Consider the following 23,233-nt stretch of genomic DNA (forward strand, 5'->3'; position numbering starts at 1 on the left):
CGGGGCCGGGTGGAGGTGGCCGGTGCTCCTGTCCGACGGCGCGGAGGGGTCCGGCGGCTCGGTCGACGACCTGGGCCCGACCGGCGTGGACCCCGCCCTGGAGGCCGAGTTCGACACGGTCGCCGCCTGGACCGAGGCGGCGGTCGCCGAGCTCGGCGACGACCACGCGATCCCGGCCGCGTGCCGGGGCTCGGGCAGCCCCGCCGACCTCGGGTGGCTCGCCGAGGGCCTCGAGCTCCGCCGCGGTGACCGCTTCCTCGACGCCGGGTCCGGGCTCGGCGGCCCGACGGCGTGGCTGCTGCGCGAGTACGCCGACCGCTGGGACGGCCCCGTCGTCCTGGCCGAGCCGATGCCGCACGCCGCGGCCGCGTCGCACCGCCTCTTCGGCCGACCGGCCGTCGCCGCGTGGAGCGAGCACCTCCCGCTGCGCGACGACGCCGTCGACGCCGGCTGGTGCCTCGGGGTCCTCGACACGACGCACGACAAGCGCGGCCTGCTCTCCGAGCTGCACCGCGTGCTGCGGCCCGGCGGCCGGCTCGGGCTCCTCGTCCTGGTCCAGCGCCGCGAACTGTCCGAGCCGTTCCCGAGCAACGACTTCCCGAGCGACGTGTCGCTGCACCGCGACCTCGCGGAGACCGGGTTCCGGGTGCTGGACCGGCGCGACTCCGCGTCGCTGCCCGGCCCGCCGCCGGAGTGGACGCGCCGCGCGGACGCCGTCGGCGAGGTCATCGCCCGCGACCACGGCGACCACCCCGAGCACCGCGAGGCCCGGCACCAGCACGAGGTCCTCGGGCGCCTGATGGAGGCCGGGGAGGTCGTCAGCGTGCTGCTGCGCGTCCGGGCGAGCTGATCAGGGCCTCGCAGGACGCGGCCAGCACCTCGGCGGCCTCGCGGACGGACCGGTCCGCGGCGACGTGCGCGGCGAGGCGCTGCCAGCGGGCCCGCTGCTCCCGGGCCGCGGCGTCGACCTCGTCCGGACCCGCGTCCGCCGCCAGCCCGAGCCGGGCCGGCGGCGCGGTGCCGTCGCGGCCGAGCAGGCGGACCGCGGGCTCGCGGTGCGCCGCGGGCAGCACCGTCCGGCCCGCGCGCAGCGCCTCGGCCAGCTCGGACTCGGCCAGCTCCTGCGCCCCGGCGGTGCGCACCCGCTCGACCTCGAAGAGCACCCGCCGCCCCCACGGGTCGCCGCCCGCCCCTCGGGCGAGCGCCTCGATCCCGTCGAGGACGGCGCGGGCCCGGACGCGGGCGGCGCGGGGGCGGCAGTCGGCCGCGAGGACCTCGACGAGGCGCTCGACACCGGGCGCGTCGGTCGGGTCGGCGACGACGACCCGCAGCGCCCCCTCGGGCGTGTCCGGGCCGCGGTGGACGTCGACGGTCGGCACCGGCGCCAGCCAGGGCGGCACCCGGCTGCCGGCGTCGTCGGCGGCGAGCAGGACGAGCGCGTCGACCGCCTCGTCGGCGGGCAGGGGCCCCTCGGCGGCGCGGGCGGAGAGGTCGACGACGACGCCGGGCGGGTCGGCCGCGGCGAGGACGCGCGCGGTCGCGGCCGCCGCGGCCGGGTCGGGCCCGGCGACGCCGAGGCGCCACGGCGCGGCGTGGCGGGCGAGCAGCGCGGCGAGCGGGCCGCCCGCGGGGTGGCCGGAGGGCGTCCGGACGACGACCTGGCGCAGCAGGTCGACCGACGCGTCGTAGAGGGCCGAGCCGGACGGCGGCAGCACCGGCGGCGCGGCCGCGGCGACGGCGCCGTCGGGCCGGCGGGGCGGGCCCAGCTCGGGCACGACCGCCGGGATGCGCCGCACCGCGACGACCGGCGGCGGCGGCGCCGGGGCGGGTGCAGGGGCCGGGGCGGGCTCGGGGGCCGCGGGCTCGGGGGCCGCCGTGGCAGCAATGGCACGATCCTCGCGTCCGGTGCCAGGACGGCGCCGCTCACCCGTCGCGGGCTCGGCCTCCCCCGTGACAGCAATGGCGCGTTCCTGGCGTCCCATGCCAGGACGGCGCCGCTCACCCGCGGCGTCGGGCACCGGGACCTCGACCCGCACCGTCGTCCCCGCCCCCGGCGCCGACTGCACGTCGACGCGGCCCGACACCGCCGCCAGCCGGGCCGCGAGGTTGCGCATGCCCCGCCCCGGACCGCGCCCGCCCGGCTCCGGGGTGAAGCCCGGGCCCTCGTCGCGGACCACGGCCCGCAGCAGACCGCCGCCCTCGGTGATCCGCACCGAGATCGGGGCGCCGCCGGCGTGCTTGCGCGCGTTGTTCACCGCCTCGAGGGTCGAGAAGTACACCGCGGTCTCGATCGCCTCGTCGTGCCGCGACACCCCCTCGCCCTCGACGGTGACCGGGGGCTGTGCCTCGGCGAGGTCCGCCCGCAGCGTCTCCACCGGCCCGAGGCGGCGCAGCGTCCGCGACGAGACCCCGGTCGCGGTCTCGGCGAGCACCGACTCGGCGGTGTCGAGCTGCCCGAGGAGCAGCTCGAGCCGTTCGTGGGCCTTCTCGAGCTGCCCGGCCGAGGTCAGGTGCTCGACGAGGCCGAGCGTCAGGCGCAGCGAGACGAGGTGGTGCTGGGCGCCGTCGTGCAGGTTGCGCTCGATGCCGCGCCGCTCGCTGTCCATCTCCGACACCAGCCGGCGGCGGGACACCGCGATCTGCTCGGCGTGCGCGACCGCGGCCCGCAGCTGGCGCTCCAGCTCGATCTCCAGCCGGTGCGCGGCGAGCACCCCGCCGAGCCCGTCGGCGACGTCGGCCACCAGCCGGCGGCGCTCGTCGCCGCCGGCGAGGGCCTCGGCGTCGACGGCGAGCGTGCCCACCTCGACGCCCTCGTGCCGGACCGGGAACGACGCGTCGGGCTCCCTCACCCCGCTGCCGGGCGCGCGCCAGCGCGACGTCCGGTCGCTCATCCCCTCGCGGTGGGTGGTGAGCCGGACGGCGCGGGCGCCGAGGGCCCCGGCGACGGCCTCGGGGAGCCGGTCGAGGTCGCCCGGGTCGCCCGCGGTGCGGCGGGTCAGCTCCGCGACCTCGGCGAGCACCCCGGCCGGGGTCGCGCGGGTGCCGTAGAGCAGCCGCTCCGCGAGCCGCTCGGTGCGGGCCGCCGTCGGCTGCCACAGCACGGCGACGACGACGGCGGCCGTCACCCAGCCGGCGACGGTGGACCCGGACAGCGTCTCGACCACCGCCGCGAGCAGCACCGCGAGGCCGCCGAGGGCCACGACGACGACGAGGGCCGCGAGCCCGCTGCGCAGCCACCGCTCCGCGGGGCGGGCGCGCCGCGCGGCGAGCACGGCCAGCGCGATCACCGCGGCCGTCAGGCGGGCGAACCAGAACAGCAGCGCGGTGGGTTCGCCGCCGAGCGCGCTGTGACGCGCCGTCGGGTCGTCCAGGGTGAGCCCGGGCCGGCCGAGCAGCACGAGGACGACGGTGAGCACCGCGAGCACGGTGGCCGCCCCGACCGCGGCGACGAGCACGCTCGTCAGCAGCCGTGCCCGGGCCCGGGCCTCCGGGGTCGACGCGCGCCGGACCCCGGGCGCGATCGCGGCCACGCCGAGCACCGGCACCAGGAAGCCGAAGAACACCACGCAGCTCACCGTGTGGGGCAGCAGCGCCGTGCCCAGCCCGGCCGCGAACAGGACCACCCCGGCAACGACCGGCACCGCCCGCCGTCGCACCGGGGTGCCCGCGATCTCGGCCGGGAGGAGCAGCAGCGCGCCCGCGAAGGAGGCGCCGGCCACCCCGTGCAGCAGGATCTGGTGGGCCTCGCCGATGCCGATTCCGGTCGCCTCCTGCACGGCCATCGTCGCCGAGTGCGCCTGCAGGTTGAACGCCCCCGCCGAGCCCACCATCGCGAGCGCGAGCAGCCGGGTCGACCAGGAGCCGCCCCACCGCAGCAGCACGACCGCGACGACGAGGTTCACCCCGCTCGCGACGTAGTCGACGACGGCCTGCCCGGGCGGCTCGTTGAGCGGCGTCGTCACCAGCGCGCCGACCGTCAGCCAGACCAGGGCCAGCACCGAGACGGCGACGAACACGACCCAGAACGCGACGAGCCACCACCGGTCCCCGCCGGGGGCGGGCCGCGCCGGCGCCGCGACCGCGCGGGCCTCCCCCACCGTCACCACGACGACCCCACCAGCGGGCGCAGCTGCGTGGGCAACCGGGCCCGCAGCACGGTCCGGCCGCCGTCGTCGGTGCCCACCTCGAGCGAGCCGCCGAGGGCGGCGAGCCGGTCGGCGTCGTCGGCGAGGGCCGCGCGGGTGGCCTCCGCATCGGCGCCCGCGTCGATCACGCGGACCTCGGCGTGGTCGTCGTCCTGCTCGAGCACCAGCTCCAGGGGACCCTCGCCGGCCTCCCCCGTCCGGGAGCCGAGCAGGTGCAGCGCGGCGGCGGCCGCGTAGTAGAGGCCGGACTCGACCTCCCACGGCAGCCGCGCGGCGAGCCGGCCGGTCAGGCCCACCCGCCGGGGCAGGTCGGCGACGACCTCCTCCAGCGCGGCCCGCGGCCCCTGGTCGCGCAGCACCGCCGGGTGCACGCCGCGGGCGATCACCCGGAAGCGGTCGAGCAGCTCCTCCAGCCGCTCGCGGGCGGTCTCGAGGTGGTGGCTCGCGAACCCGGCGGCCTCCTCGCGGGCGGGGTCGCCCTCGGGCTCCTCGAGACCCTCGTCCACCGCCTCCCCGGCCGCGACGACGGCGGCCCGGAACCCCGCGAGCCGCTCGGTCGTCGCCCCGCCGAGCTCGCCGACCAAGCGGCGCCGCTCCACCTCCCGGGCCCGGCCCAGGCGGGCCCGGGACGCCTCGGTCTCCCGGGCGAGCTCGTCGGCCCGCGCGACCCGCTCGGAGAGCTCGGCGCCCCGGGCGACGACCCGCAGCAGCAGTCCGGCGCCCGCGCCGGCCTCGGCGACGAGGTCCCGGTCGGCCGCGGTGACCGCCCGGCCGGGCTTGCCGAGGGTGAGGACCGCGCGCAGCTCGCCGTCGTCGACCAGCGGGAGGGCGTGGTCGACGTCGGGGCGGACCAGCAGCTCGGTGAGCGAGGCGACCCGGTCGGGAGCGGTCTGCGCGGCGAGCCCGTCCGGGACGGCGAGCCAGACCTCGGCGTGGGCCGCGCCGGTGCCCTCGCGCAGCACCCGGGCGAGCGCCGGGAGCGAGGGCGGCGCGGTGGCGGCCACGAGGGCGGAGCGGCCGGTGGCGTCGGCGGGGTCGTCCTCGCCGCGGCCGCGGGCCATCAGCGCGACGACCCCCGCGGCCAGCCCGGCGCCGGCGAACGGCGCCAGCAGGGGCCCGACGGCGGGTCCGAGGACCGCCTCGCCGACGACCACCGCGACGACCAGGCACACCGCGACCACGGCTGCGACGGAGAGTGCCCGCCACACCCGGTTCCCGCCCGCCCGGTCCATCGTTCCGCCGCTCCGTCCGATGCGTCGAGCACGGAGAGTAGGCGGACTCCGGCCGGGGCGGTAGGGGGAGGATCAGTTCTCGCCGCGTTGGGAACGCAGGTAGGTCAGCACCGCGAGCACCCGGCGGTGGTGCACCGAGGCGTCGCCGTGCAGCCCGAGCTTGTCGAAGATGCTCGCGATGTGCTTCTCCACGGCCTTGCCGCTGACGTAGAGCTCGGAGGCGATCCCGCCGTTGGAGCGGCCCTCGGCCATGAGCCGCAGGACGTCGCGCTCGCGATCGGACAGCGTGGCGACCACGTCCTTGCGGTCGTTGCGCGGCCGCTCGACGAGGCGCTTGGCGAGCACCGGCTCGATGACGATCTCGCCGTCGGCGATGCGGGACAGCGTGTCGGAGAGGACCTCGACGCTGCCGACCTTCTCCTTGAGCCGGTAGCCGACCTTCTCGGTCCCGATCTCGAGGATCCGCACGAGGTAGTGCGACTCCGCGTAGTGCGACAGGAACAGCAGCCCCATGTCGGGGTGGGCCGCGCGCAGGCGCTCGGCGGTGACGAGGCCGCCGTCGGGCTCCGGGGGCATCCGGATGTCGAGCAGCGCCACGTCGACCGGGTCGTTCGCCAGGGCGGCGACGAGCTCGTCCCCGCCCGGCACGACGGCGACCACCTCGTGGCCGGCCGCCTCGAGCAGCATGACGAGGCCCTGGCGGAAGAGGGCGCCGTCCTCGGCGAGCGCTACGCGCACGGGAACCTCGCGGTGATCGTCTCGGCACCATCCTCGACGGTGACGGTGCCGCCCAGCGGCTCCGCCTCGTCGAGCACGGGCGGGGCGAGGGCGGGGTCCGCCCCCTCGATGACCACGACCACGACGTCCTCCTCGGGTGCGGGTCCGCGCTCCGTACGGACCGAGATGGTGAGCGGCCCGGCCGCCGCCTCGAGGACGTCGGCCAGCGCGAAGTACACCGCACCCTCGACGGCGGGCTCGGCGCGGTCGGCGGTGACGTGCACGGCGGCGTCCGCCCCGCGGGCGGTGACCAGCTCCCGCAGGGCCGGGCCGAGGCCCGCCTCGAGCAAGAGCGAGGGGTAGATCTGGCCGGCGACCGCCCGCAGCTCCTCGAGCGCGGCCGCCACCTCGTCCTGGAGCGCGTCGATGTCGCGCTGGGGCGCGGCCCGGTCGAGCGCGCCGAGCCGGAGCGCCATCGAGGAGATCCGCAGCGCGGCACCGTCGTGCAGCTGGCGCTCGAGGCAGACCCGGCGGCGCCAGCGCTCCCGGTGACGACGGCGGCCGTCGCTCGCGTCGCTCATGGCGCCACAGCGTCCCGGGCCCGCGCGGCCGCGGGGAGGGGGCCCACCCTCCGACGGGGTAGGGCTGTCCCCCTTGACAGCCGTCGCCGTCACGGTCCGGCGACAGCCCGTGATCACGGGGTCCGGGACCTCCCGTGGTCGCCGTCGATGTCTCTACGATGCGTGTTCCCGCGCCCGGAGGGAGAGACCGTGACCCATGTCCTCGGGGTCGATCTCGGGGGCACCGCCGTCGCCGCGGCGGTCGCCACCGAGGACGACCGCGTCGAGATGGTCGCCCTCGGGGACCGGTCGACGACGGTGCCGGCGATGGTCCACCGTCGCGACGAGGCCTCGCTGGTCACCGGCGAGCTCGCCGCGCGGCGCGCGACCGGCGACCCGACCCACGCCGCCTTCGGCGTCCGCCGCCGCCTCGGGGACCCGGCGCCGGTGCTGCTCGGCGAGCACTCCGAGCCCGCGGGGGACCTGATCGCCGCGATCCTGCGCGACGTCCTGGCCCGCAGCGCCGCGGTCCGCGGCGAGTCGGCCCGCCGGGTCGTGCTGACCCACCCGGCGAGCTGGGGACCGTTCCGGCGCGGGCTGTTCGAGGACGTCGCCGTCGCGGCCGGCCTCGAGGACGCCGTCGCGATGTCCGACCCCGAGGCCGCGGGCCACCACCACCGCGCGGTCCACGGGCTCGACGAGGGGGCCGCGCTCGCCGTGTACGACCTCGGCGGCAGCTCCTTCGAGGCCGCCGTGGTCACGCGGCGCGGCGAGGACGTCGAGCTGCTCGGGGCACCCGTCGGGATCGAGCGGCTCGGCGGGGCCGACCTCGACGAGGCCGTGATCGCGCTGGTCGACGAGGCCACCGGCGGGCTGCTCGCCGACCTCGACCCCGACGACGACTCCAGCGCCACCGCCCTGGCCCGCCTGCAGCAGGACGCCGTGGCGGCCAAGGAGGCGCTCTCCACCGACGACGAGGCCGAGGTGTCGGTCCTGCTGCCGGGTCGCCACACCGACGTGTCGGTGACCCGGGCGGCCTTCGAGGAGCGGATCCGGCCGGCCGTGGCCCGCAGCGTCGAGGCGCTGGGGCGCGCGGTGGAGGCCTCGCCGGTCCGGCCCACGGGGGTGCTGCTGATCGGGGGCTCGTCCCGGGTGCCGCTGGTCGCGCGGACCGTCACCGAGCAGCTCGGGCTGCGGGTGATCGCCGAGCGCCGCCCGGAGCACGTCGTGGCCATGGGCGCGGCGCGGGCGGCCCGGGCCGCGGCGCCGTCGGTCACCCGCGTGACGAGCGGGCTCGGCATGGCCCTGCTGTCCCGGGACCGGCCCGCGACGAGGTCCGCCGAGACCCCCGCCACGCCTCCGAGGCCTCCGGAGCCCCCGCAGCCGACGGAGCCGTCGCAGCCCCCGGAGCCGTCGGCCCCGGAGCCGCACGTGACGGCGGCGCAGACGGCGCCCGCGACACCGGCGGGGGACGCGGAGCCGGGCGCCACGGCCGTGGTGAGGCCACCGCTGGTCGACGGCCGGGTCGGCGCGCGCCCCGACGAGCCCTCGACCACCGCGGGCGCGGCGGACGCGACGGAGGCCGCCGAGGACGACGGGTCGGGCCCCGACGCCTCGGCCACCACCGTGACGCGCTTCGACCCCACCGAGGACGCCGACGCCGCGAAGACCACCGTCACGCGCACCCCGCGCACCGGCGACGCCGCCCCCACCGACGACGCCCGCACCACCGTCGTGCGGGCCTCGCCCGGACGGTCCCGGCAGCAGCCCCCGGGAGCCCCGCCACCCCGCGCCGGCGGTCCCGCCCCGGCTCCTCCTCCCCCACGGCGGCCCGCGCCGCGGCCCGGGACCCCGAGCGGGAGCGTCCCCGGACAGGGCCGTCCGACGTCGGGCTTCCCGGCGCAGGACGGCCGGGGCGGGCCGGGCCCCACCGGCGGGCGACCGGCTGCCCCGGGACCGGGCGGCCAGGCGCCGCCCGGCCCGCGTCCGGGGTGGCCGGCACCGCCCGCAGGTGCGCCCGGGACGCCCGCCGGAGCGCCCCCGGGGCGTCCCGGCCCCTACCCGGGCCCGCACCCGGGGACCGGGCCCGTCCCACCCGCCGCCGACCCCGCGTCGTCGTCGGGGACCCCGTCGTCGGAGACCTCGTCGTCGCGCACCGGGCTCCTCGTGGGGGCGGGCGTCGTCGTGCTGCTCGTCCTCGTCGTCGCGGTGCTGCTGCTCACCGGGATCCTCTGACCGTCCCGCGGGTGGGGTTGTCCCCACCTGCGATCGCAGGGTCGGCACCCGAGGTCGTGGGGCGCGCTCCACCGCGCCCGACCAGGGCCGACGACCAGGCTGGGAGCCGTCACCGAGACGACCCCACAGCCCTCCGGAGCCCGCCATGACCACCACGACCACCTCCGCCGCCGAGCTCACCCGCCGCGACCGCGCCGTCCTGGTGGCCGTCGCCGCCGGACGCGGCACCGTCGTCTCGGGCCGCCTGCTCATCGACGGCCTGCCCTGCGCCGACCAGTTCGTCGCCGCCCGGCTGCGCGCCGCGGGTCTGCTCGCGACGCAGGTCGCCGGCACCGCGCAGCTCACCGGGTCCGGCGTCGAGCTCGTCGCCGCCTGAGCACCCGCCCCGACCGGAGCAGCACCGTGTCCGCGCCGACGACCACCGTGCCCGCGCCGCTGCGCGACGCGCTCGACGCCGGGGCACGCTGCCTGGTCCTGTCCCCCCACCTCGACGACGGCGTCCTGTCCTGCGGCGCGCTCCTCGCGGAGCTCGCGCCGCGCAGCGAGATCACCGTCCTGACGCTGTTCACCGAGGCCACCGACGGCCCGCACGGCCGCGCCGCCCGCTCCTTCCTGCGCCAGTGCGCGCACCCCGACGCCGCCACGCTCTTCCGGGCGCGCCGGGCCGAGGACCACGCCGTCGTCGCATCCCTCGGCGCACGGGCCGAGCACCTCGGGCTGACCGACGCGCTGTTCCGGCGCCGGGAGCTCCCCGCCGCGCTGGACCGGGTCGGGGCGCTCGTGCCCGAGCTCGCCCACCGCTACCCGACGTTCCGGTTCGACATCGCGCGCGGCCGCGTCTCCCGCGGCGACCGCCGCCTGCGCGCGGAGCTCGCCACCCGGATCGCGGCCCGCGCCGGCGAGGCCGACCTGCTGCTGTGCCCGCTCGGCGTCGGGCGCCACGTCGACCACCTCGTCACGCGCGACCTCGGCCTCGCCTGGCCCGGCACCGTCGTGTGGTTCTCGGACTTCCCCTACGCGCTCGACCACGCCCCCGACCCGGCCTTCCTCCGCCGCGAGGGCCTGCGCCCGTGGTCGTTCGACGACGGCCTCGACGCCAAGGAGGCGCTCGTGCGCGGCTACGCCACGCAGGTCGACGCGCTGTTCCCCTCCGGGGTCGTCCCGCGGTGCGCCGAGACCTACTGGACGCGCTGAGGGTCGCTGAGCGAGGCCACCCGTACGTCGCCGTGTCCACAGGGTTCGTTCGACGGCTAGGCCGAGGTCGGCGGTATGGGTAGCGTTCGGCCGGACCCGGCCACACCCCGACTCGGCCAGACCACGCGAGGCACAGCCATGAGCGAGCCATCCCCGGCACCTGGTGTGTCCCGGGACCGGTTCGTCACCACCGACCTCGCCGAGGCCGAGCACTTCCTGCGGCGGAACTACACCGACCTGTCGCTGCAGGTCGCCGACCGGCAGGACTTCCGGTTCGGCCACGACACCACCGCCGCCACCGACCTCGCGATCAGCCGCCTGAGCAGCAGCGTGGCCTTCACGACGCACGCCGCCCCGCTGGACCACGTCGTGGTCGTCGACGTCCGCGCGGGCGCGGTGACCTGGACGACCCGCGGCCACGGCGCGGTGCCCGTCGCGGCCGGGGACATCGGCCTCAACCCCCTGGCGACCGGCTACCGGACGACCGTCGAACCCGGGGACGTCGACATGGTCGTCCTGGACCCCGTGCGGGTGGCCGACTACGCCGCCCACACCTGCGGCATCCCCGCCGAGGACCTCGTCTTCACCGGCCAGTCCCCGCTCTCCCCGCGGCTGGCCCGGCACTGGCGCGCGACCAACGCCCACGTACGTCGCGGCGTCCTCGGCGACCCGCTGCTCGCCGGCGAACCGATCGTCCGCGACCACGCCTTCCGGCTGCTGGCCTGCGCGCTGCTGGCGATGTTCCCGAACACCGGCCTGGAGGCGGTCACGGATCCCCACGACGGTGGGGCGGCCGGCGACGTCGGGGAGGCCACGCTGCGCGAGGTCGTCGACTACCTGCACCACCACGCCGGCGACCCCACGGGGCCGGCCGAGATCGCGGGGATCGCCGACGCGCCCTACCTCGACGTCACCGCGAGCCTGCGGCGCCGCCGCGGCACCCACCCCGCCGAGCTGCTCTGGCACGCCCGGCTCCTCGGCGCCCACCGCGACCTGCGCGACGCCGACCCCGCCACCGTGGCCGAGGGCGACGCCGCCCGGGCCGTCGCCGCCGTCGCCGCCCGCTGGGGCTTCGACCGGCCGCGGGCCTTCGGCGTCGCCTACCGCATGCTCACCGGTGGGGAGACCCCGGAACACACGCTGCGCCGCTGACCGGGGGTTCCCCCGCCTCAGGCTCTCGCTGGGGCGGTGAGGTGCCGGGAGAAGAACCGGACCGCGCTGTCCGCCTCGAAGCGGGGCAGCTCCATGTGCCGCCCGGCGTTCGCGTGCAACGACTTCTCCGAGGAGCCGAGCGCGTCGAACAGCGCGAGCCCCGACTCCCGGGGGATGTACTCGTCGTCCCACTGGAGCACGTACTCGACGGGGACCGTGACGAGCCGGGCGGCGTCCCGGAGCGGCGCGTCCCAGAACTGGCCCAGGACGGCGGCGGTGATCCGCGGGTCGGCCGCGACCAGCGGGATGCCGGTCGCCGTGGCCATGTTCGTGCCGAACCAGCCGACCGGGCCTTCCCCGATCTCGGGCAGTGCCCGGAGCGCGTCCAGGACCGCCCGCCACTCCGGGACGGCGCGGCGCGCGACGTGGAGGGTGTACCGCTCGACGACGGGGCCGATCGGCTCACCGGCCCCCCGGGCCCGGCGCAGCGCGGCGACCTCCCGTTCGTCGGTCGGGGTGCGGGGACGGTCGCCGTGACCGGGGGCGTCGAGGGCGGCGACGGTGAACCCGCCGTCGAGGACGAGGCGGTGCGCCCGGCCGACGACCCGCGGCCACCGCTTGTGGGTGCCGCCGCCGTGCCCCGTCAGGACGAGGGGGCCGCCCGCGCCGGACGCGGGTGAGAAGAGGAGGCCGGGGACGTCGTCGACGACGAAGTCGCGCTCCCGGACGCCGTCGGACGTGGTGTCGGTGGTGAACTGCAGAGGTGCCATGACGAGCCCTTCGCCGAGTGCCTTGTCCGGCGCTCCCGGCGACACCCGTCACCCGACCGCGACCACCGCGGGGAGCACCCACGTCGATCGGTCCATGGGTCCCACCTCCTGAAGGTCGTGCCGCGGTCGGGCAGGACGGTAGCGACCCGGCGTCGGGCCCTCCACCGATTTCAGCCGCCGCGCACGACGCGCCCGTACGACGCGACGTCGATCCCCGAGCCCGGCGTGAACAGCTGGTCCTCGAACGCGAGGTACCAGGCCTCGACGTCGCACGCGCGGGCGTAGCGCCCCGCCTGGACCATCTGGTCGGCCTCGCGGTCGGACTGCGCCGTGCCGCCGGTGTTCGGGAGGTCGGGCGGGCCCGGGTTCTCCGCCACCACCCCCAGCCCCGCCGCCCGGGCGAGGGCGATCGTCCAGCGCTGGGCGGCGCCCCGGTCCAGCCCGGCGGCGGCGAGCGACGCCGGGGTGTCGTCCGGGCGGCAGAGATCCTGCGGCGGGTTCGCGGCGCGGGCCCGGACGGCGCTGTCGTCGTCGAGGCCGGTGAAGTCGACCAGCAGCCGGCCGGGCGACCGGGCGGAGAGGTCGGCGAACACCCGGAACTGGGCGGGGTAGTCGAGCCCCTTGCCGAGCGCGCCGTCCGGGTCCGCGCGGCCGTCGAGCAGTCCCGCCACGGCCGCCGCGCGGTCCTGGGGGAGCACCCCGCGCCCGGCCAGCGGGACGTGGAGCTCGCCGCCGAAGCCGAGCCCGCGCAGCGCGTCGGCCAGCCACACGACCGAGTCGGCCAGCGAGCTGGTGTACCAGTCGTACCACCGGGCGGCCGCGTCGGCGTCGACCGCCTCGCCCTGCCACGTCGCCGATCCGGGGACCCAGCCGGGCATGGGTGAGGGGTCCACGCCCGCCGCGCGGCCCGGGCCGCCCTGGGCGGCGTCGTCGAACGCCCAGAACGCCGGCCCCGTCGCGCCCGGTTCCGCGCTCGGGTAGCCGAGCTCCCCGACGAGCCGCACCGCGTCGGCCCGCTCCGGGACGCCCGCCGCGGCGACCGCCCGGAGGTAGCCGAGGGCCGCGTCGCGGGCCGCCGCGGAGAACACGAGGTCGGCCTCCCCCGAGGAGGAGCTCCGGCCGTCCTGGTCGCGGTAGCCCGCCGAGGGCAGGCCCAGCACCCACGCCGGCGGGTTGTGGAGGCCGAGCCCCAGCACGACGCGCAGGCCACCCGCCGCGCACGCCTCCACCCGCGAGCGCGCCGACGCCAGGTAGGCCCGGTCGACGACGCCGGGCGCGGGCTCGGCCTGCGCCCACTGCAGCTCGGTCACCGCCGTCGTCGCGCCCGCGTCGCGCAGGGCCGCGACGCGGTCCGGCGCGCAGGACGACCCGAGCACCCCGAACGCCGGGCGCTCGACCGCCGGCGCGCCCACCGACACCGTCCCCGTCAGCAGGGCGACGACGAGCGCCACCACCAGCACCCCGGCGGCCGTCAGCCACCCCTTCCCGCGCATCCCGCTCACCCGCTCTCGGCGACCGGCGGGACGTCCTGCCCGGCGGCGACGCCCGCGTCGAGCGCGGGACGGTCGACCTGCCAGACGGTGGTGTCGCCGTTGGTGGGCCCGTGGGCGGTGAACACCGGGCGCGCGTGCTGCTGCAGCCAGGTCAGCAGCTGCGGGGCCGCGTCGCCGTACCCCTGCTCGAGAGGCGACGAGGACGTGAGGACGTACTGCGCGTCGTGGTCGCGCAGCTGCGACAGGCTCGGCCAGTCCCCCCAGCCCTCCCGCGGCAGGAAGGCGAGCTGCGCGACCGGGCCGGTCAGCCCGACGCGGGCGCCCGGCGGCAGGTGCGTGTCCATCCAGGCCCGCGCCTGCGGGAAGGTGTCGTCGACGGTGACGCGGGCCGAGACGCCCAGGACGAGCGTGGCGGCGACGAACACCGACGCGGCGATCGCGAGGGGGCGCCGCAGCGCGGGGCGCCGGTCGCGGAGCTCGGCGATCGACGTCGCCGCCACCACGACCGCGACCACCACGGTGTAGTAGCCGAACTGCTCCTCGAGCGCCCCGGCGACCACCGAGTACACCCCGAACAGGCCCGTCGAGACGCCGATCAGGCCCATGAGCCGCCGCGCCGTCGACTTCGCGAAGACCGTCCCCAGTCCCGCGAACAGGCAGAGCCCGAGGAGGACGTAGCTGGTGCCGAACCGGGACAGCTCGGCGATCAGCCGGCCGACCAGGCTGACGTTGCCGGCGTGGAAGCCGGTCATCTGGTCGAGGCCGATGAGGCGGCGCAGTCCGCCGAGCTTCTGCGACGCCCACTCCCCGAGGTCGCCCGTCGCCGCGACGACGGCCACGAGCACCGTGTAGGGCAGCAGGGAGCCCAGGACGATCCGGCCCGCCTGCGCCGGCGCCAGCGTGCGGCGCCAGAGGACCGCCGCGACCAGCGGGACGAGGATCTGGATCGCCGTCATGTCCTTGGTGGTCAGCGCGAACCCGAAGACGACGCCGACCCCCACCTCGCGCCAGCGCCGCACCCACGGTGTCGCAGGATTGGTGAGGACGCCGAGGAGCAACAGCCAGGCACCGAGGGTCCACATCGTCGCCGGGGTCTCGAGCATGACGCGGCTGTCGTTGCGCAGGATGAACGGGTCGAACGCGAGGACCGCGGCGCCGCCGAGGGCGATCGGGAGCGGGACGACCTTGCGGAGCAGCCGGAAGCCGAGCACGACGGTGACCGCGCCGATCAGCGCGGTGAGCCAGCGCAGCACGTACACCAGGTCCATCACCGGCAGCGACCCGACGCCGAGGAGGTCGATGAACACGGCGTCCAGGAGGAACGAGCCGATCGGGTGCAGGTAGAAGTGGGTGCCCTGGAAGCTCGGGATCCGGCCCTGGGCGACGGTGTTGCCGATCTGGGCGTAGATGAGCTCGTCGACGTAGAGGTCGTTGGCCCGCTCCAGCCCGATCGCGCGGATCGCGAGGGCGACGAGGCCGATGAGCGCCGTCAGCGGCCAGGTCCGCCCGATGGTGAGCCGGCCCGTCCAGCCCCGCTGGGAGGGCCGGATGATGGAGGTGACGGCGGGGGCGGCAGGGACGTGCCGCACGGTCGGCGCGGGCGGGGGCGGGGGCGGCAGCGGCCGCACCGGGGGGCGGACGGGGCGCGGGCCGGTCGCCCCGGCCGGCCGCGGGCCGGTGACCCCGGCGGGTCGCAGGCCGGTCGTCCCGGCCGGGCGCGGGCCGGTCGCCCCGGCGGGGCGGCTCGGGACGCGGTGGCGCCAGGTCGGCTCGTCCTCCGGCCACCCGAACTCGCGGCTCAGCCGGGGATACTCGCCGGCGCTCACGGCAGCCACCGCCGCAGCAGGGCGTCGAGGGCGGTCGGGCCGGTGACGAAGATCGGGTCGGCGGGCGGACCGGCGGGCGCGGCCAGTCCGGCCGGGGCGCGCACGGCCCAGGACGGCACCGGGGTCCGCGGGTACGCCGAGGGCGGCGGGTAGCCCCACCCGGCGTCGGCGCGGTGCCGGGCCGGCTGCACCGGCGCCGGGACCGACCGTCGCGGGAGCGCACGAGCGGCCGGTCGATGACCTTCGAAGGTCACGAACCGGCCGTTCGTGCGCTGCCCGGGGGTCGGGCCGGCCGGAGCGGTCGGCCGCCGGCGCACCCTCACGGTCGGCGCGACCGACAGACGGTGCGCGGTGGCGGTCATGGGAGTCTCCTCGGCCTCGGCGCGGTCCCCGGTGGACCGACCGCACGAGCGTCGCAACGCGCGGGCCGCGGGCCGATGGTGTCGACCCTCGACCGGGGTGGGGTTCTCCCTCCGGATCCCGCCGCGCCACACCCCGCGACGGCCCGGCGACGTAGCGCGACGTCCCTGGTCAGGGCTCCGCCGGGGCACTAGCGTCCGCGCCCGTGCGACCGCGCGACCTGCGCGCTCCCGACCCCGACCTGCGCGCGCGCTGGGACGCGCTCGCGGTCGCGTCGGGAGCGCCCCCGTTCGTCCGCCCCGGCTGGCTCGGCGCCTGGGCGGACGCGTTCGGCCGCGCCGACGACCTCCGCGTGCTCACCCTGGAGCGCGGCGGCGAGCTGGTCGGGGTGCTGCCGCTGCTGCCCGGTCCGCTCGGGCTGCGCTCCCCCACCAACCACGAGACGGCGCTCTTCGCCCCGGTCCTCGCCGACGACGAGGCCGCCGGCGAGCTCGCCGACCGGCTCCTGCACGCCGGCACCACCGTCGACCTCGCTGCGCTGCCCACCGACGACCCCGCCGCCGCGGCTCTCCGCGCCGCCGCCCACCGCGCCGGGGCGCCGTCGCTGGAGCGCCCCGTCTGCGCCTCGCCGTGGATCGACACCACCGGCGACCCGGCGTCGTTCCTGCGCCGCCTGTCGAAGAACCGCCGGCACGGGCTGCGCCGGCTGCGGCACCGGATGGCCGATGCGGGCGAGGTGGTGCTCGACGTCCGCGACGGCACCGGCGACGACGCCGGCGCGCTGCTCGACGAGGGGTTCCGGCTCGAGGCGCGGCCGTGGAAGCTCGCCGCCGGGTCCGCGGTGCTCTCCGCGCCGGCGAACGTCCGCTTCTACACCGAGGGCGCCCGGTGGGCCGCGGCCGCGGGGCTGCTGCGGCTGGTGCACCTGCGGGTCGACGGCCGGTCGGTGGCGTTCGGCTACTGCCTGCGCCAGGGCGACACCCTGTACTTCCTCAAGCTCGGCATGGACGACGAGCTCGCCAAGCTGGGACCCGGCGTCGTCCTCACCCACCACCTCGTCGACCTGTGCTGCGAGGACCCGCAGCTCGCGCGGCTGGACCTCCTCGGGGACGCCGAGTCCTACAAGGCCGACCTCGCGAGCGGGACCCGCGAGCAGGTCCGGCTCCAGGTCTTCGGTCACCGCCTGACCGGCGCCGCCCACCGCGCCGCCCTCGCGAGCGCGGCGCGGCTGCGCGAGCAGGCCGTAGCCCGGCTCTCCGACGACGCCCGCGCCCGGCTCTCGGCGCTGCGCAACCGCTGGCGCCCCGGAGGCAGCAGGTCGCTGACCAGCGCGAGGTAGCGGGTCTCGACGGCCGCCCGGTCGAACGCGAGCGCCCGCGCCCGGGCGCCGCGACCCAGCTCGGCGCGCAGGGCGGGGTCGTCGCGCAGCCGGCGGATCGCCGCGCCGAGGGCCCCGGTGTCGAAGGCCGGGACGGTGAGCCCGGCGCCCGGCCCGATCCACGCCAGCCGCTCGAGGTCGAAGGTCACCACGGGCCGCCCGTGGGCCATGGCCTCGAGCGCGGTCAGGCAGAAGGTCTCGTAGCGCGAGGGCACCACCATCACCGAACAGCCGCGCAGGAGCGCCTCCTTCGCCTCGCCGTCGACGCGGCCGAGCAGCCGCACCCCGGGCAGGTCGGCCACCAGTTCCCGCAGCCGGGCCTCCTCGGCGGGGGTGCCGGATCCGGCGATGTCGAGCCGGATCGCCGGGTCGTCGCGGACGGCCGCGACGAGGAGGTCGAGCCCCTTCTGCCGCACGTCGATGCGGCCGAGGAAGAGCACCGGCTCGCCGCCGTCGGTGACCGTCGCGGGCAGGTCGGTGCCGTTCGGGATCACCGTCACCCGCGCCCGCGGGCTCGCCGCGCCGACCAGGCGTGCGTCGACGTCGTTCAGCACGACGAGGTGCCGGTACAGCGCGAGCCCCTTCCGTTCGACCGCCTCGAAAGGCAGCCCGTAGCGCCGCTGCATGTCGGCCCCGCACAGCATCTGGACCAGGCCGACGACGGGGCAGCGGGCCACCAGCGGCAGCAGGCTCGCCGACACCGGCGGGGTGAGGCTCTCGATCCACACGTCCGGCCGCACCACGAGCGCCACCAGTGGCACGAGCAGCGAGAACAGGATCTGCCCGCCCCGCGGCCCGGCCCACCCGACGGGCAGGTGGACGTAGCGCACGCCGTCGCGCCGACCCGACACCGCGCCGCGGTAGGAACCGCAGTAGACGGTGACGTCGTGCTCGTCGGCGAGCCGCCGCGCCACCCGCGCGACCACGGCGGCCCCGCCCCCGCCGTAGTGGGGGTTGCCGAGGTCGTCGTAGATCGACAGGACGACACGGCTCATGACGACCGCCGCCGCGACACCGCCGCGTAGACCCGCCGCGCGGCCTGCTCGGCCCGCGACAGCGGGAGCCGCTCGAACCGCAGCGCCGCGTACTCGACGGGCACCGCGCCGAAGTAACGCTTGAAGTGCTCCGGGCCCGACCCGGCGTCGGACTCCCCCATGTGGAACCACCGCACCCCGCGCTCGCAGGCGTCGCGGATGGCCAGCGAGTGCAGCAGGTAGGTCGCGAGGGTCTCGCGGGCGATCCCCGTGGTGTCCATCGCGCACATCCACCCGAGCGCATGCCGGCGGTGGACGAGCACCACGTTGGCCGCCACCGGCTCGCCGTCGCGCAGCACCGACCAGACCACGCACCGCTCCCCGAGCGCCGCGGCCGCGGCCGCCACCTGGCCGGGCCGGTCGCGGCGGGCCGCGAGACGACGGGCCAGGGCGAGCGGCTGGCCGCGCTGCGCGGCCCACCGGTCGACCGACTGGGCGTACAGGTCGCGGAACACCGCGAGGCCGCGCCCGTCGGGCCCGACCGCGGTCGTGCCGTCCTCCCGGCGGACGTCGAGGTCGAAGCGCTCGGCCTTGCGCACCGAGTTGCGGGCCTGCCGCTTGAACCCGCTCTCCCAGAGCCGGTCCCAGCCGACGCCGAGATCGACGACCTGGGAGGTGTACGGGACCCGCTGCACTCCGCCGGTCGCGGCCGCCGCCTGCTCCCAGACCGCGCCGCGCAGCGGCATCGGGGTGAGGCCGCGCAGGACGGCGGGGCGGGCGCGCAGGTCGTCGAGCACGAGCCGGGCGTCGGCGACGGTGAGGTCGCCGCCCTCGACGAGCGCGCCGCCATACCCCCAGCCGTAGGGCCAGGACTCCTCGCTCACCGTCACCCCCGCCCGCCGCCGTGCGGCCAGCGGGAGCACCAGCCGGCGGTCGTCGGCGAGCGCGTAGAGGCGGCTCGCGTCGCGGTAGCCGCGCCCGCGCAGGGCGTCCATCCACTCCGGGGACTGGGTCGCGACGGCGTCCGGGTCGGCGGCGAACACCTCATCCCACACGTCGCGGGACACGGGGCCCGCGACGGCGGGCCTGCGGGTGAGGGTCGGGGTCATCGGGTCACCTCGGGACGGCGCAGCAGGGCGGTGACCTCGGCCGGGACGAGACCGAGGCAGAACAGGAGCAGGGCGTAGGCGGCGAGGGCGCCGACGACGACGGCGAGGGCGGCCGGCGTGGGCAGGGACGCGGCCACGGCCAGGGCGGCGACGAGGACCGCCACGGCGCCGGTCCAGCGCAGCGCGGGCGCGAGCGCGGGACGCGGCGGCCGGAAGCGCGCCACGTAGAGCGCGCCGAGCAGCGCGACCGCCGCCCACGTCCCGACCGCGAACGCCCACGCCGCGCCGAGCGCCCCGACCCGCGGGACTCCGACGACGAGCGCCGCGACCTGGGCCGCCACCGCGACCGGCACCCGCGCCGCCACGGCCGCCGCCATGCCGCGGGCGAACAGCGCCTTGAGCAGCATGTCGGCGAGCAGCAGGCCGGTGGTGCCGAGCGAGAGGACACGGACCACGGTGGCGGCGCCGGCGTAGGCGCCGGGCAGGACCACGTCGAGCACCGGGCCGGGCGCCACGACAAGCACCAGCTGGACCGGGACCAGCACCAGCGGCACCCAGCGCAGCGCGGCGAGCAGGCGGGCGTGGGCGGCGGCGAGGGTCGGGGCGCCGGCGATGAACGGGAACGCCGCATCGGAGAGCGCCGACCCGACGAAGAACGGGGCGCGGGCGAGCACGGCGCCCGCCTGGTAGACCCCGACGACGGCGAGGGTCACCCCGGCCCCGCGCCCGAGGGCGCCGAGGGCGAGGACGTCGAGGGTGCCCATGAGGCCGAAGCCGGTGGTGCTGACCGCCATCGGGACCGCCGCGGCGAAGCCCGCCCCCGCAGTCGTGCGGACGCGGTCGGCGCGGCGCGGCAGCCGGTCGGCCAGCGCGAGCAGCGCGACCAGCGCCGAGACGCAGGCGGCGACGAGCAGCGCGGCGGACACGCCGACCACCCCGTCGACCAGCGAGCCGAACAGCCCCACGACGACGAGGGCCAGCACGACCTTGGTGACGATCTCGCCGACCCGGGCGGCGCCCACCCCGTCGAACCGGCGGGCCCCCTGCAGCGCCCCGAGCAGGACCGCGACGACGGCGAGCACGACGATCGTCGCGGCGGCCAGCAGCGTCGGGAGCGGCCCGACGCCGGGCAGGATCGCCCCGGTCGTCAGCTGCACCCCGGCGAACCCGCCGCCCAGCACGAGGCCGAGCGCGAGGTTGCCCCGCAGCGCGGCCCGCAGGACGCCGGCGGTGTCGGCGGGGTCCGTGCGTCGCGCGACCTCGCGGGCCAGCGCCCACGGGAAGCCGGCGGCGAGCACCGAGGTGGCGAGCAGCAGGAGGTTGAGCAGGACGCCGACCGCGCCGAACTGCTCGGTCGGGAGCAGCCAGGCCAGCGCGAGGCCGAGCCCGTAGTTCATCGCGGCGGTGGTGGCGAGCGCGGCGAGCAGGACGAGGCTGCCGCCGCCCGCGCCGCGCTCGGCCCGGAGCCGTGCCAGGGAGGGGACGCGGGCCGTCGTCGTCGGGACCATGGGTCAGCCCGCCCGGGTGATCGACGGCCGGGCCGCGGCCGGCGTCGTCGGGAGGACCCGGCCGCGGTCGGCGACGGTGGCGGTCATGGCGGCCTCGTAGCGCTCGACGCAGGTGTCCCAGCCGAGTCCCTCGGCGCGGCGGCGGGCGCGGTGGCCCAGGGCCGTGAGGCGCGGGCGGTCGGCGGCGAGGCCGTCGAGGGCCGCGGCGAGCGCGTCGGTGTCGCGGGCCGGGACGACGAGGCCGGTGTCCGCGACGAGGTCGCGCACCCCGGGCAGGTCGGAGACCACCGGGACGCACCCGGCCGCCATCCCCTCGAGCACGACGAGGCCGAAGGCCTCCGCCTGGGTGACCGACGGGAGGACGACCACGTCGTGCGTGTCGTAGGCACGGTGCAGATCGTCGTCGGAGATGCGGCCGGTGAACAGGACGTTCGGGGCCGAACCGGCCAGGAGCTCGTACTCGCGGCGGTGCGGTCCGTCGCCGACGAGCGTGAGCGCCAGCCCGGGACGGCCGGCGACCGCCGGGATCAGCCACTCGAGGCCCTTGTAGGGGCGCATCTGGCCGACGAAGAGGACCTTCAGCGGCGCGCCGTCGCGGTGGGGCCGCAGCGGGCGTGGCCGGACGTCGACGCCCCACGGCACGACCTCCACCGGCGGGCCCCCGGCCCGGCGCTCCAGGCCGGCGTAGTGCTCCGACGTGGTGAGGATGCGGTCGGCGCGGCCGGACAGCACGCGGTGGAGGCGGTTGTAGACCCGGGACGCCGTCTCGGCGCCGCGGACCGCGAGCGCGCTGTGGTGGGTGTAGAGGATCGGGGTGCCGCGGCGGGCACCGGCGAGCAGGAGCACGACGTCGCTCATCGTGGGCACCGGCCCGTGGAGGTTGACCACGTCGTAGTCGTCGAGCAGCGCGGTGACGCGGCGCCAGTGGGCGGCCAGCGTCGAGAACCGGTACTCGCCGAGCACCAGGCGCGGAATCTGCACCGAGGAGAGGACGTCGACGCGGTGCCCGCGCTCGCGCAGCCCGACCGTCAGCCGGTCGACGCACCGCGAGATGCCCGAGACGATCGGCGGGGCCTCGCTGGTCACGATGAGCACGTCGAGGCGGGGGTTCCGACGGTCGCGGCGGTGGTCGTCGAGGCGGATCGGTGCGGCGGCCGGCGTCACGACCCGCTGGGCCCGGCGCAGGACCCGCAGGTGGCGCAGGAAGCGCAGCCCCTCGCGGGCGGTCGACTTCGACTCCTCGGCGTGGCGCGTCCCGAAGGTGAACGGCACCTCGGCGATGCGCTCGAGGCGCGAGCGGACGACGAGCTCGAGGAGGATCTTGTAGCCGATGGGGTCGACGGCGTCGAGGTCGAGCGCGGCGCGCCGGACCGCGAAGAAGCCGGACAGCGGGTCGCTCATCCGTGCCACCGCCCCGCCCAGCAGCCGCGCGGCCAGGACCTTGGACCCGCGGGAGACCGCGTGCCGGTACGGGGACCCGAGACCGGACCCGTCGCCGCCGGCGGCGTAGCGGGTGGCGACGACGACGTCGTGCCCGGGTGCCGCGGCGAGCAGGTCGGCGACGACGGCGGGCGGGTGCTGGAGGTCGCCGTCCATGACGACGGCCCACTCGGCCCGCGCGACCCGCAGCCCCTCGACGACCGCGCCGCCCAGCCCGCCGGTGGGCTCGTCGCGGTGGATCACGGTGAGCGCGAACGGCAGGAAGGGCGCGGCGGCGCGGGCGAGGGCGGCGGTGTCGTCGGACGAGTCGTCGACGACGACGACCTCGGCGCCCGCCGGGAGGGCCTCGGCGAGCCGCCGGAGGAGCTCGCCGACGTTGCCGGCCTCGTCGAACGTCGGGATGACCACGGACACGGCGGGAACGGGCGTCGGCGTCGTGGTGGCGGTAGCGGTGAGCATGGTCGTCGGGCCTCCCCCGGTGTCGTCGTGCTCGTCGGTGACACCGGAAAGGCTGCTGGTCAGGGGCCTGTGCGGACGATGGAGCGGACCCTCTGACCGGCCGGGGAGGACCCTCGTCCCGGGGTGGGGTGCTCCCCCGGTGACCGGGCTCTCGGGAACGGGGCGCCCGGCGGTACGTCCTGTCGAGTGAGGCCTCGATCAGGCGCACCACCCGGCGCGGAATCGGTTCAGCTCGGCGCGACACCCCGCGTGCCCGCTGGCTGCACCGCGCCGGGCCCCGTTGTCTGGGTCAGGACGCAACGAGCCCCGATCGTCGGGGCGTGAGGAGGGTCCGTGACGTACGACGCGGTCAGCGCCTACACCGTGCTGCTCGGGGACGGTGTCGGCCCGACGACGGTCAGCGTGCACGGCAGCGCCGTCGACGCCTGGGCCGCGCTCGGCGCCGCGCTCGCACCCCAGCCGGCCCCCCGGCGGCGCTGGCTGCCCGGCCCGCGCGGCGGCGCCCCCGTCGCGGTCGTGCCGCGGGACGGGCTGTCCCAGGACGAGGTGCACGAGGCGGCCGAGTCGTGGCGCCAGGTGGATCCGGGTCGGCGGTTCTGGCAGGTCACCGCGCACCGGCTGCAGGTGACGGTGCCCGCGATCAACACCGGCCCGATCGTGAGCCGCTCCGCCTGACGGGCG

The 23,233-nt window shown here is 77.8% G+C and carries 18 protein-coding genes and 1 pseudogene; 7 read left to right on the forward strand and 12 right to left on the reverse strand.

Annotated elements, in window-relative coordinates; genetic code table 11:
* Nucleotides 1-22: 22 nt before the first annotated feature.
* A complete protein-coding gene (locus HH311_RS12790; protein WP_211190156.1) occupies nt 23-850 on the forward strand; it encodes a class I SAM-dependent methyltransferase in 828 nt (275 codons plus the stop codon).
* On the opposite strand, the gene HH311_RS33285 is transcribed toward HH311_RS12790, so the two are convergent.
* The 4 genes from HH311_RS33285 to HH311_RS12810 all read right to left on the reverse strand — a co-directional run bounded on the left by HH311_RS33285 (nt 819) and on the right by HH311_RS12810 (nt 6,675).
* Complete coding sequence (locus HH311_RS33285) at nt 819-4,103, reverse strand: ATP-binding protein (RefSeq protein WP_169184035.1); 3,285 nt, start codon at nt 4,101-4,103, stop codon at nt 819-821. The genes HH311_RS12790 and HH311_RS33285 overlap by 32 nt on opposite strands.
* On the reverse strand, nt 4,100-5,377 hold the full coding sequence (locus HH311_RS12800) for a hypothetical protein (protein WP_169184036.1): 1,278 nt from the start codon (nt 5,375-5,377) through the stop codon (nt 4,100-4,102). Before HH311_RS12800 ends, HH311_RS33285 begins: the two co-directional genes overlap by 4 nt.
* A 72-nt stretch (nt 5,378-5,449) precedes the next feature.
* Nucleotides 5,450-6,115 (reverse strand): response regulator transcription factor, encoded by a 666-nt coding sequence (locus HH311_RS12805; protein ID WP_169184037.1) that lies wholly within the window; start codon nt 6,113-6,115, stop codon nt 5,450-5,452.
* The gene (locus HH311_RS12810; protein WP_169184038.1) at nt 6,106-6,675 is read right to left on the reverse strand and encodes a histidine kinase; all 570 of its coding nucleotides are present in this window, start codon (nt 6,673-6,675) and stop codon (nt 6,106-6,108) included. Before HH311_RS12810 ends, HH311_RS12805 begins: the two co-directional genes overlap by 10 nt.
* Before the next feature lie 189 nt (nt 6,676-6,864).
* On the opposite strand from HH311_RS12810, the gene HH311_RS32635 reads away from it, so the two are divergent.
* The 4 genes from HH311_RS32635 to HH311_RS12830 all read left to right on the forward strand — a co-directional run bounded on the left by HH311_RS32635 (nt 6,865) and on the right by HH311_RS12830 (nt 11,235).
* The gene (locus HH311_RS32635) at nt 6,865-8,889 is read left to right on the forward strand and encodes an Hsp70 family protein (protein WP_169184039.1); all 2,025 of its coding nucleotides are present in this window, start codon (nt 6,865-6,867) and stop codon (nt 8,887-8,889) included.
* Between the two features lie 145 nt (nt 8,890-9,034).
* The gene (locus HH311_RS12820) at nt 9,035-9,265 is read left to right on the forward strand and encodes a hypothetical protein (protein WP_169184040.1); all 231 of its coding nucleotides are present in this window, start codon (nt 9,035-9,037) and stop codon (nt 9,263-9,265) included.
* Nucleotides 9,266-9,291: 26 nt separating this feature from the next.
* Nucleotides 9,292-10,083 carry a PIG-L deacetylase family protein gene (locus HH311_RS12825; RefSeq protein ID WP_211190157.1) on the forward strand — a complete coding sequence of 264 codons (792 nt, stop codon included), beginning with the start codon at nt 9,292-9,294 and terminating at the stop codon, nt 10,081-10,083.
* A gap of 138 nt (nt 10,084-10,221) precedes the next feature.
* Nucleotides 10,222-11,235 carry a helix-turn-helix domain-containing protein gene (locus HH311_RS12830; protein WP_169184041.1) on the forward strand — a complete coding sequence of 338 codons (1,014 nt, stop codon included), beginning with the start codon at nt 10,222-10,224 and terminating at the stop codon, nt 11,233-11,235.
* Between the two features lie 17 nt (nt 11,236-11,252).
* Here the strand turns inward: HH311_RS12830 and HH311_RS12835 are convergent, their stop codons facing one another.
* The 4 genes from HH311_RS12835 to HH311_RS12850 all read right to left on the reverse strand — a co-directional run bounded on the left by HH311_RS12835 (nt 11,253) and on the right by HH311_RS12850 (nt 15,686).
* On the reverse strand, nt 11,253-12,005 hold the full coding sequence (locus tag HH311_RS12835; protein ID WP_169184042.1) for an alpha/beta hydrolase: 753 nt from the start codon (nt 12,003-12,005) through the stop codon (nt 11,253-11,255).
* 170 nt (nt 12,006-12,175) lie between these two features.
* Nucleotides 12,176-13,498: a hypothetical protein gene (locus HH311_RS12840; RefSeq protein WP_169184043.1), complete on the reverse strand. Its 1,323-nt coding sequence runs from the start codon at nt 13,496-13,498 to the stop codon at nt 12,176-12,178.
* A gap of 5 nt (nt 13,499-13,503) precedes the next feature.
* Nucleotides 13,504-15,324, reverse strand: coding sequence for a glycosyltransferase family 39 protein (locus HH311_RS12845; RefSeq protein ID WP_169184044.1), 1,821 nt, complete (start codon nt 15,322-15,324; stop codon nt 13,504-13,506).
* Nucleotides 15,321-15,686 (reverse strand): hypothetical protein, encoded by a 366-nt coding sequence (locus tag HH311_RS12850; protein ID WP_169184045.1) that lies wholly within the window; start codon nt 15,684-15,686, stop codon nt 15,321-15,323. The genes HH311_RS12845 and HH311_RS12850 overlap by 4 nt, the downstream gene beginning before the upstream one ends.
* A 203-nt stretch (nt 15,687-15,889) precedes the next feature.
* Between HH311_RS12850 and HH311_RS33290 the strand changes: the two genes are divergently transcribed.
* Nucleotides 15,890-17,023, forward strand: a complete 1,134-nt coding sequence (locus HH311_RS33290; RefSeq protein ID WP_312030114.1) for a GNAT family N-acetyltransferase — start codon at nt 15,890-15,892, stop codon at nt 17,021-17,023.
* A 50-nt stretch (nt 17,024-17,073) separates the two neighbouring features.
* Here HH311_RS33290 and HH311_RS12855 read toward each other — a convergent pair.
* The 4 genes and pseudogenes from HH311_RS12855 to HH311_RS12870 form a co-directional block, all read right to left on the reverse strand.
* Nucleotides 17,074-18,057, reverse strand: a pseudogene (locus HH311_RS12855) (glycosyltransferase family 4 protein); the annotation flags it as partial.
* Nucleotides 18,054-19,145 carry a GNAT family N-acetyltransferase gene (locus HH311_RS12860; protein ID WP_169184047.1) on the reverse strand — a complete coding sequence of 364 codons (1,092 nt, stop codon included), beginning with the start codon at nt 19,143-19,145 and terminating at the stop codon, nt 18,054-18,056. The gene HH311_RS12860 and the pseudogene HH311_RS12855, both read right to left, overlap by 4 nt.
* Nucleotides 19,142-20,653, reverse strand: coding sequence for an oligosaccharide flippase family protein (locus HH311_RS12865; RefSeq protein WP_169184048.1), 1,512 nt, complete (start codon nt 20,651-20,653; stop codon nt 19,142-19,144). The genes HH311_RS12860 and HH311_RS12865 overlap by 4 nt, the downstream gene beginning before the upstream one ends.
* Nucleotides 20,654-20,656: 3 nt before the next feature.
* Nucleotides 20,657-22,552 carry a glycosyltransferase gene (locus HH311_RS12870; protein WP_169184049.1) on the reverse strand — a complete coding sequence of 632 codons (1,896 nt, stop codon included), beginning with the start codon at nt 22,550-22,552 and terminating at the stop codon, nt 20,657-20,659.
* Between the two features lie 333 nt (nt 22,553-22,885).
* Here HH311_RS12870 and HH311_RS12875 point away from each other — a divergent pair, with 333 nt between their 5' ends.
* Nucleotides 22,886-23,227, forward strand: coding sequence for a hypothetical protein (locus HH311_RS12875; RefSeq protein WP_169184050.1), 342 nt, complete (start codon nt 22,886-22,888; stop codon nt 23,225-23,227).
* The last annotated feature ends 6 nt before the right edge of the window (nt 23,228-23,233 follow it).

The organism is Actinomycetospora sp. TBRC 11914, from assembly GCF_012933465.1.
Taxonomy (GTDB): Bacteria; Actinomycetota; Actinomycetes; order Mycobacteriales; family Pseudonocardiaceae; genus Actinomycetospora.

What these genes read in the sequence shown, in the direction of transcription:
- HH311_RS12800 (WP_169184036.1), bottom strand. Translation starts at nt 5,377, where the DNA reads ATGGACCGGGCGGGCGGGAACCGGGTGTGGCGGGCACTCTCCGTCGCA.
- HH311_RS12810 (WP_169184038.1), bottom strand. Translation starts at nt 6,675, where the DNA reads ATGAGCGACGCGAGCGACGGCCGCCGTCGTCACCGGGAGCGCTGGCGC.
- HH311_RS12820 (WP_169184040.1), top strand. Translation starts at nt 9,035, where the DNA reads ATGACCACCACGACCACCTCCGCCGCCGAGCTCACCCGCCGCGACCGC.
- HH311_RS12830 (WP_169184041.1), top strand. Translation starts at nt 10,222, where the DNA reads ATGAGCGAGCCATCCCCGGCACCTGGTGTGTCCCGGGACCGGTTCGTC.
- HH311_RS12835 (WP_169184042.1), bottom strand. Translation starts at nt 12,005, where the DNA reads ATGGCACCTCTGCAGTTCACCACCGACACCACGTCCGACGGCGTCCGG.
- HH311_RS12840 (WP_169184043.1), bottom strand. Translation starts at nt 13,498, where the DNA reads ATGCGCGGGAAGGGGTGGCTGACGGCCGCCGGGGTGCTGGTGGTGGCG.
- HH311_RS12850 (WP_169184045.1), bottom strand. Translation starts at nt 15,686, where the DNA reads ATGACCGCCACCGCGCACCGTCTGTCGGTCGCGCCGACCGTGAGGGTG.
- HH311_RS12860 (WP_169184047.1), bottom strand. Translation starts at nt 19,145, where the DNA reads ATGACCCCGACCCTCACCCGCAGGCCCGCCGTCGCGGGCCCCGTGTCC.
- HH311_RS12865 (WP_169184048.1), bottom strand. Translation starts at nt 20,653, where the DNA reads ATGGTCCCGACGACGACGGCCCGCGTCCCCTCCCTGGCACGGCTCCGG.
- HH311_RS12870 (WP_169184049.1), bottom strand. Translation starts at nt 22,552, where the DNA reads ATGCTCACCGCTACCGCCACCACGACGCCGACGCCCGTTCCCGCCGTG.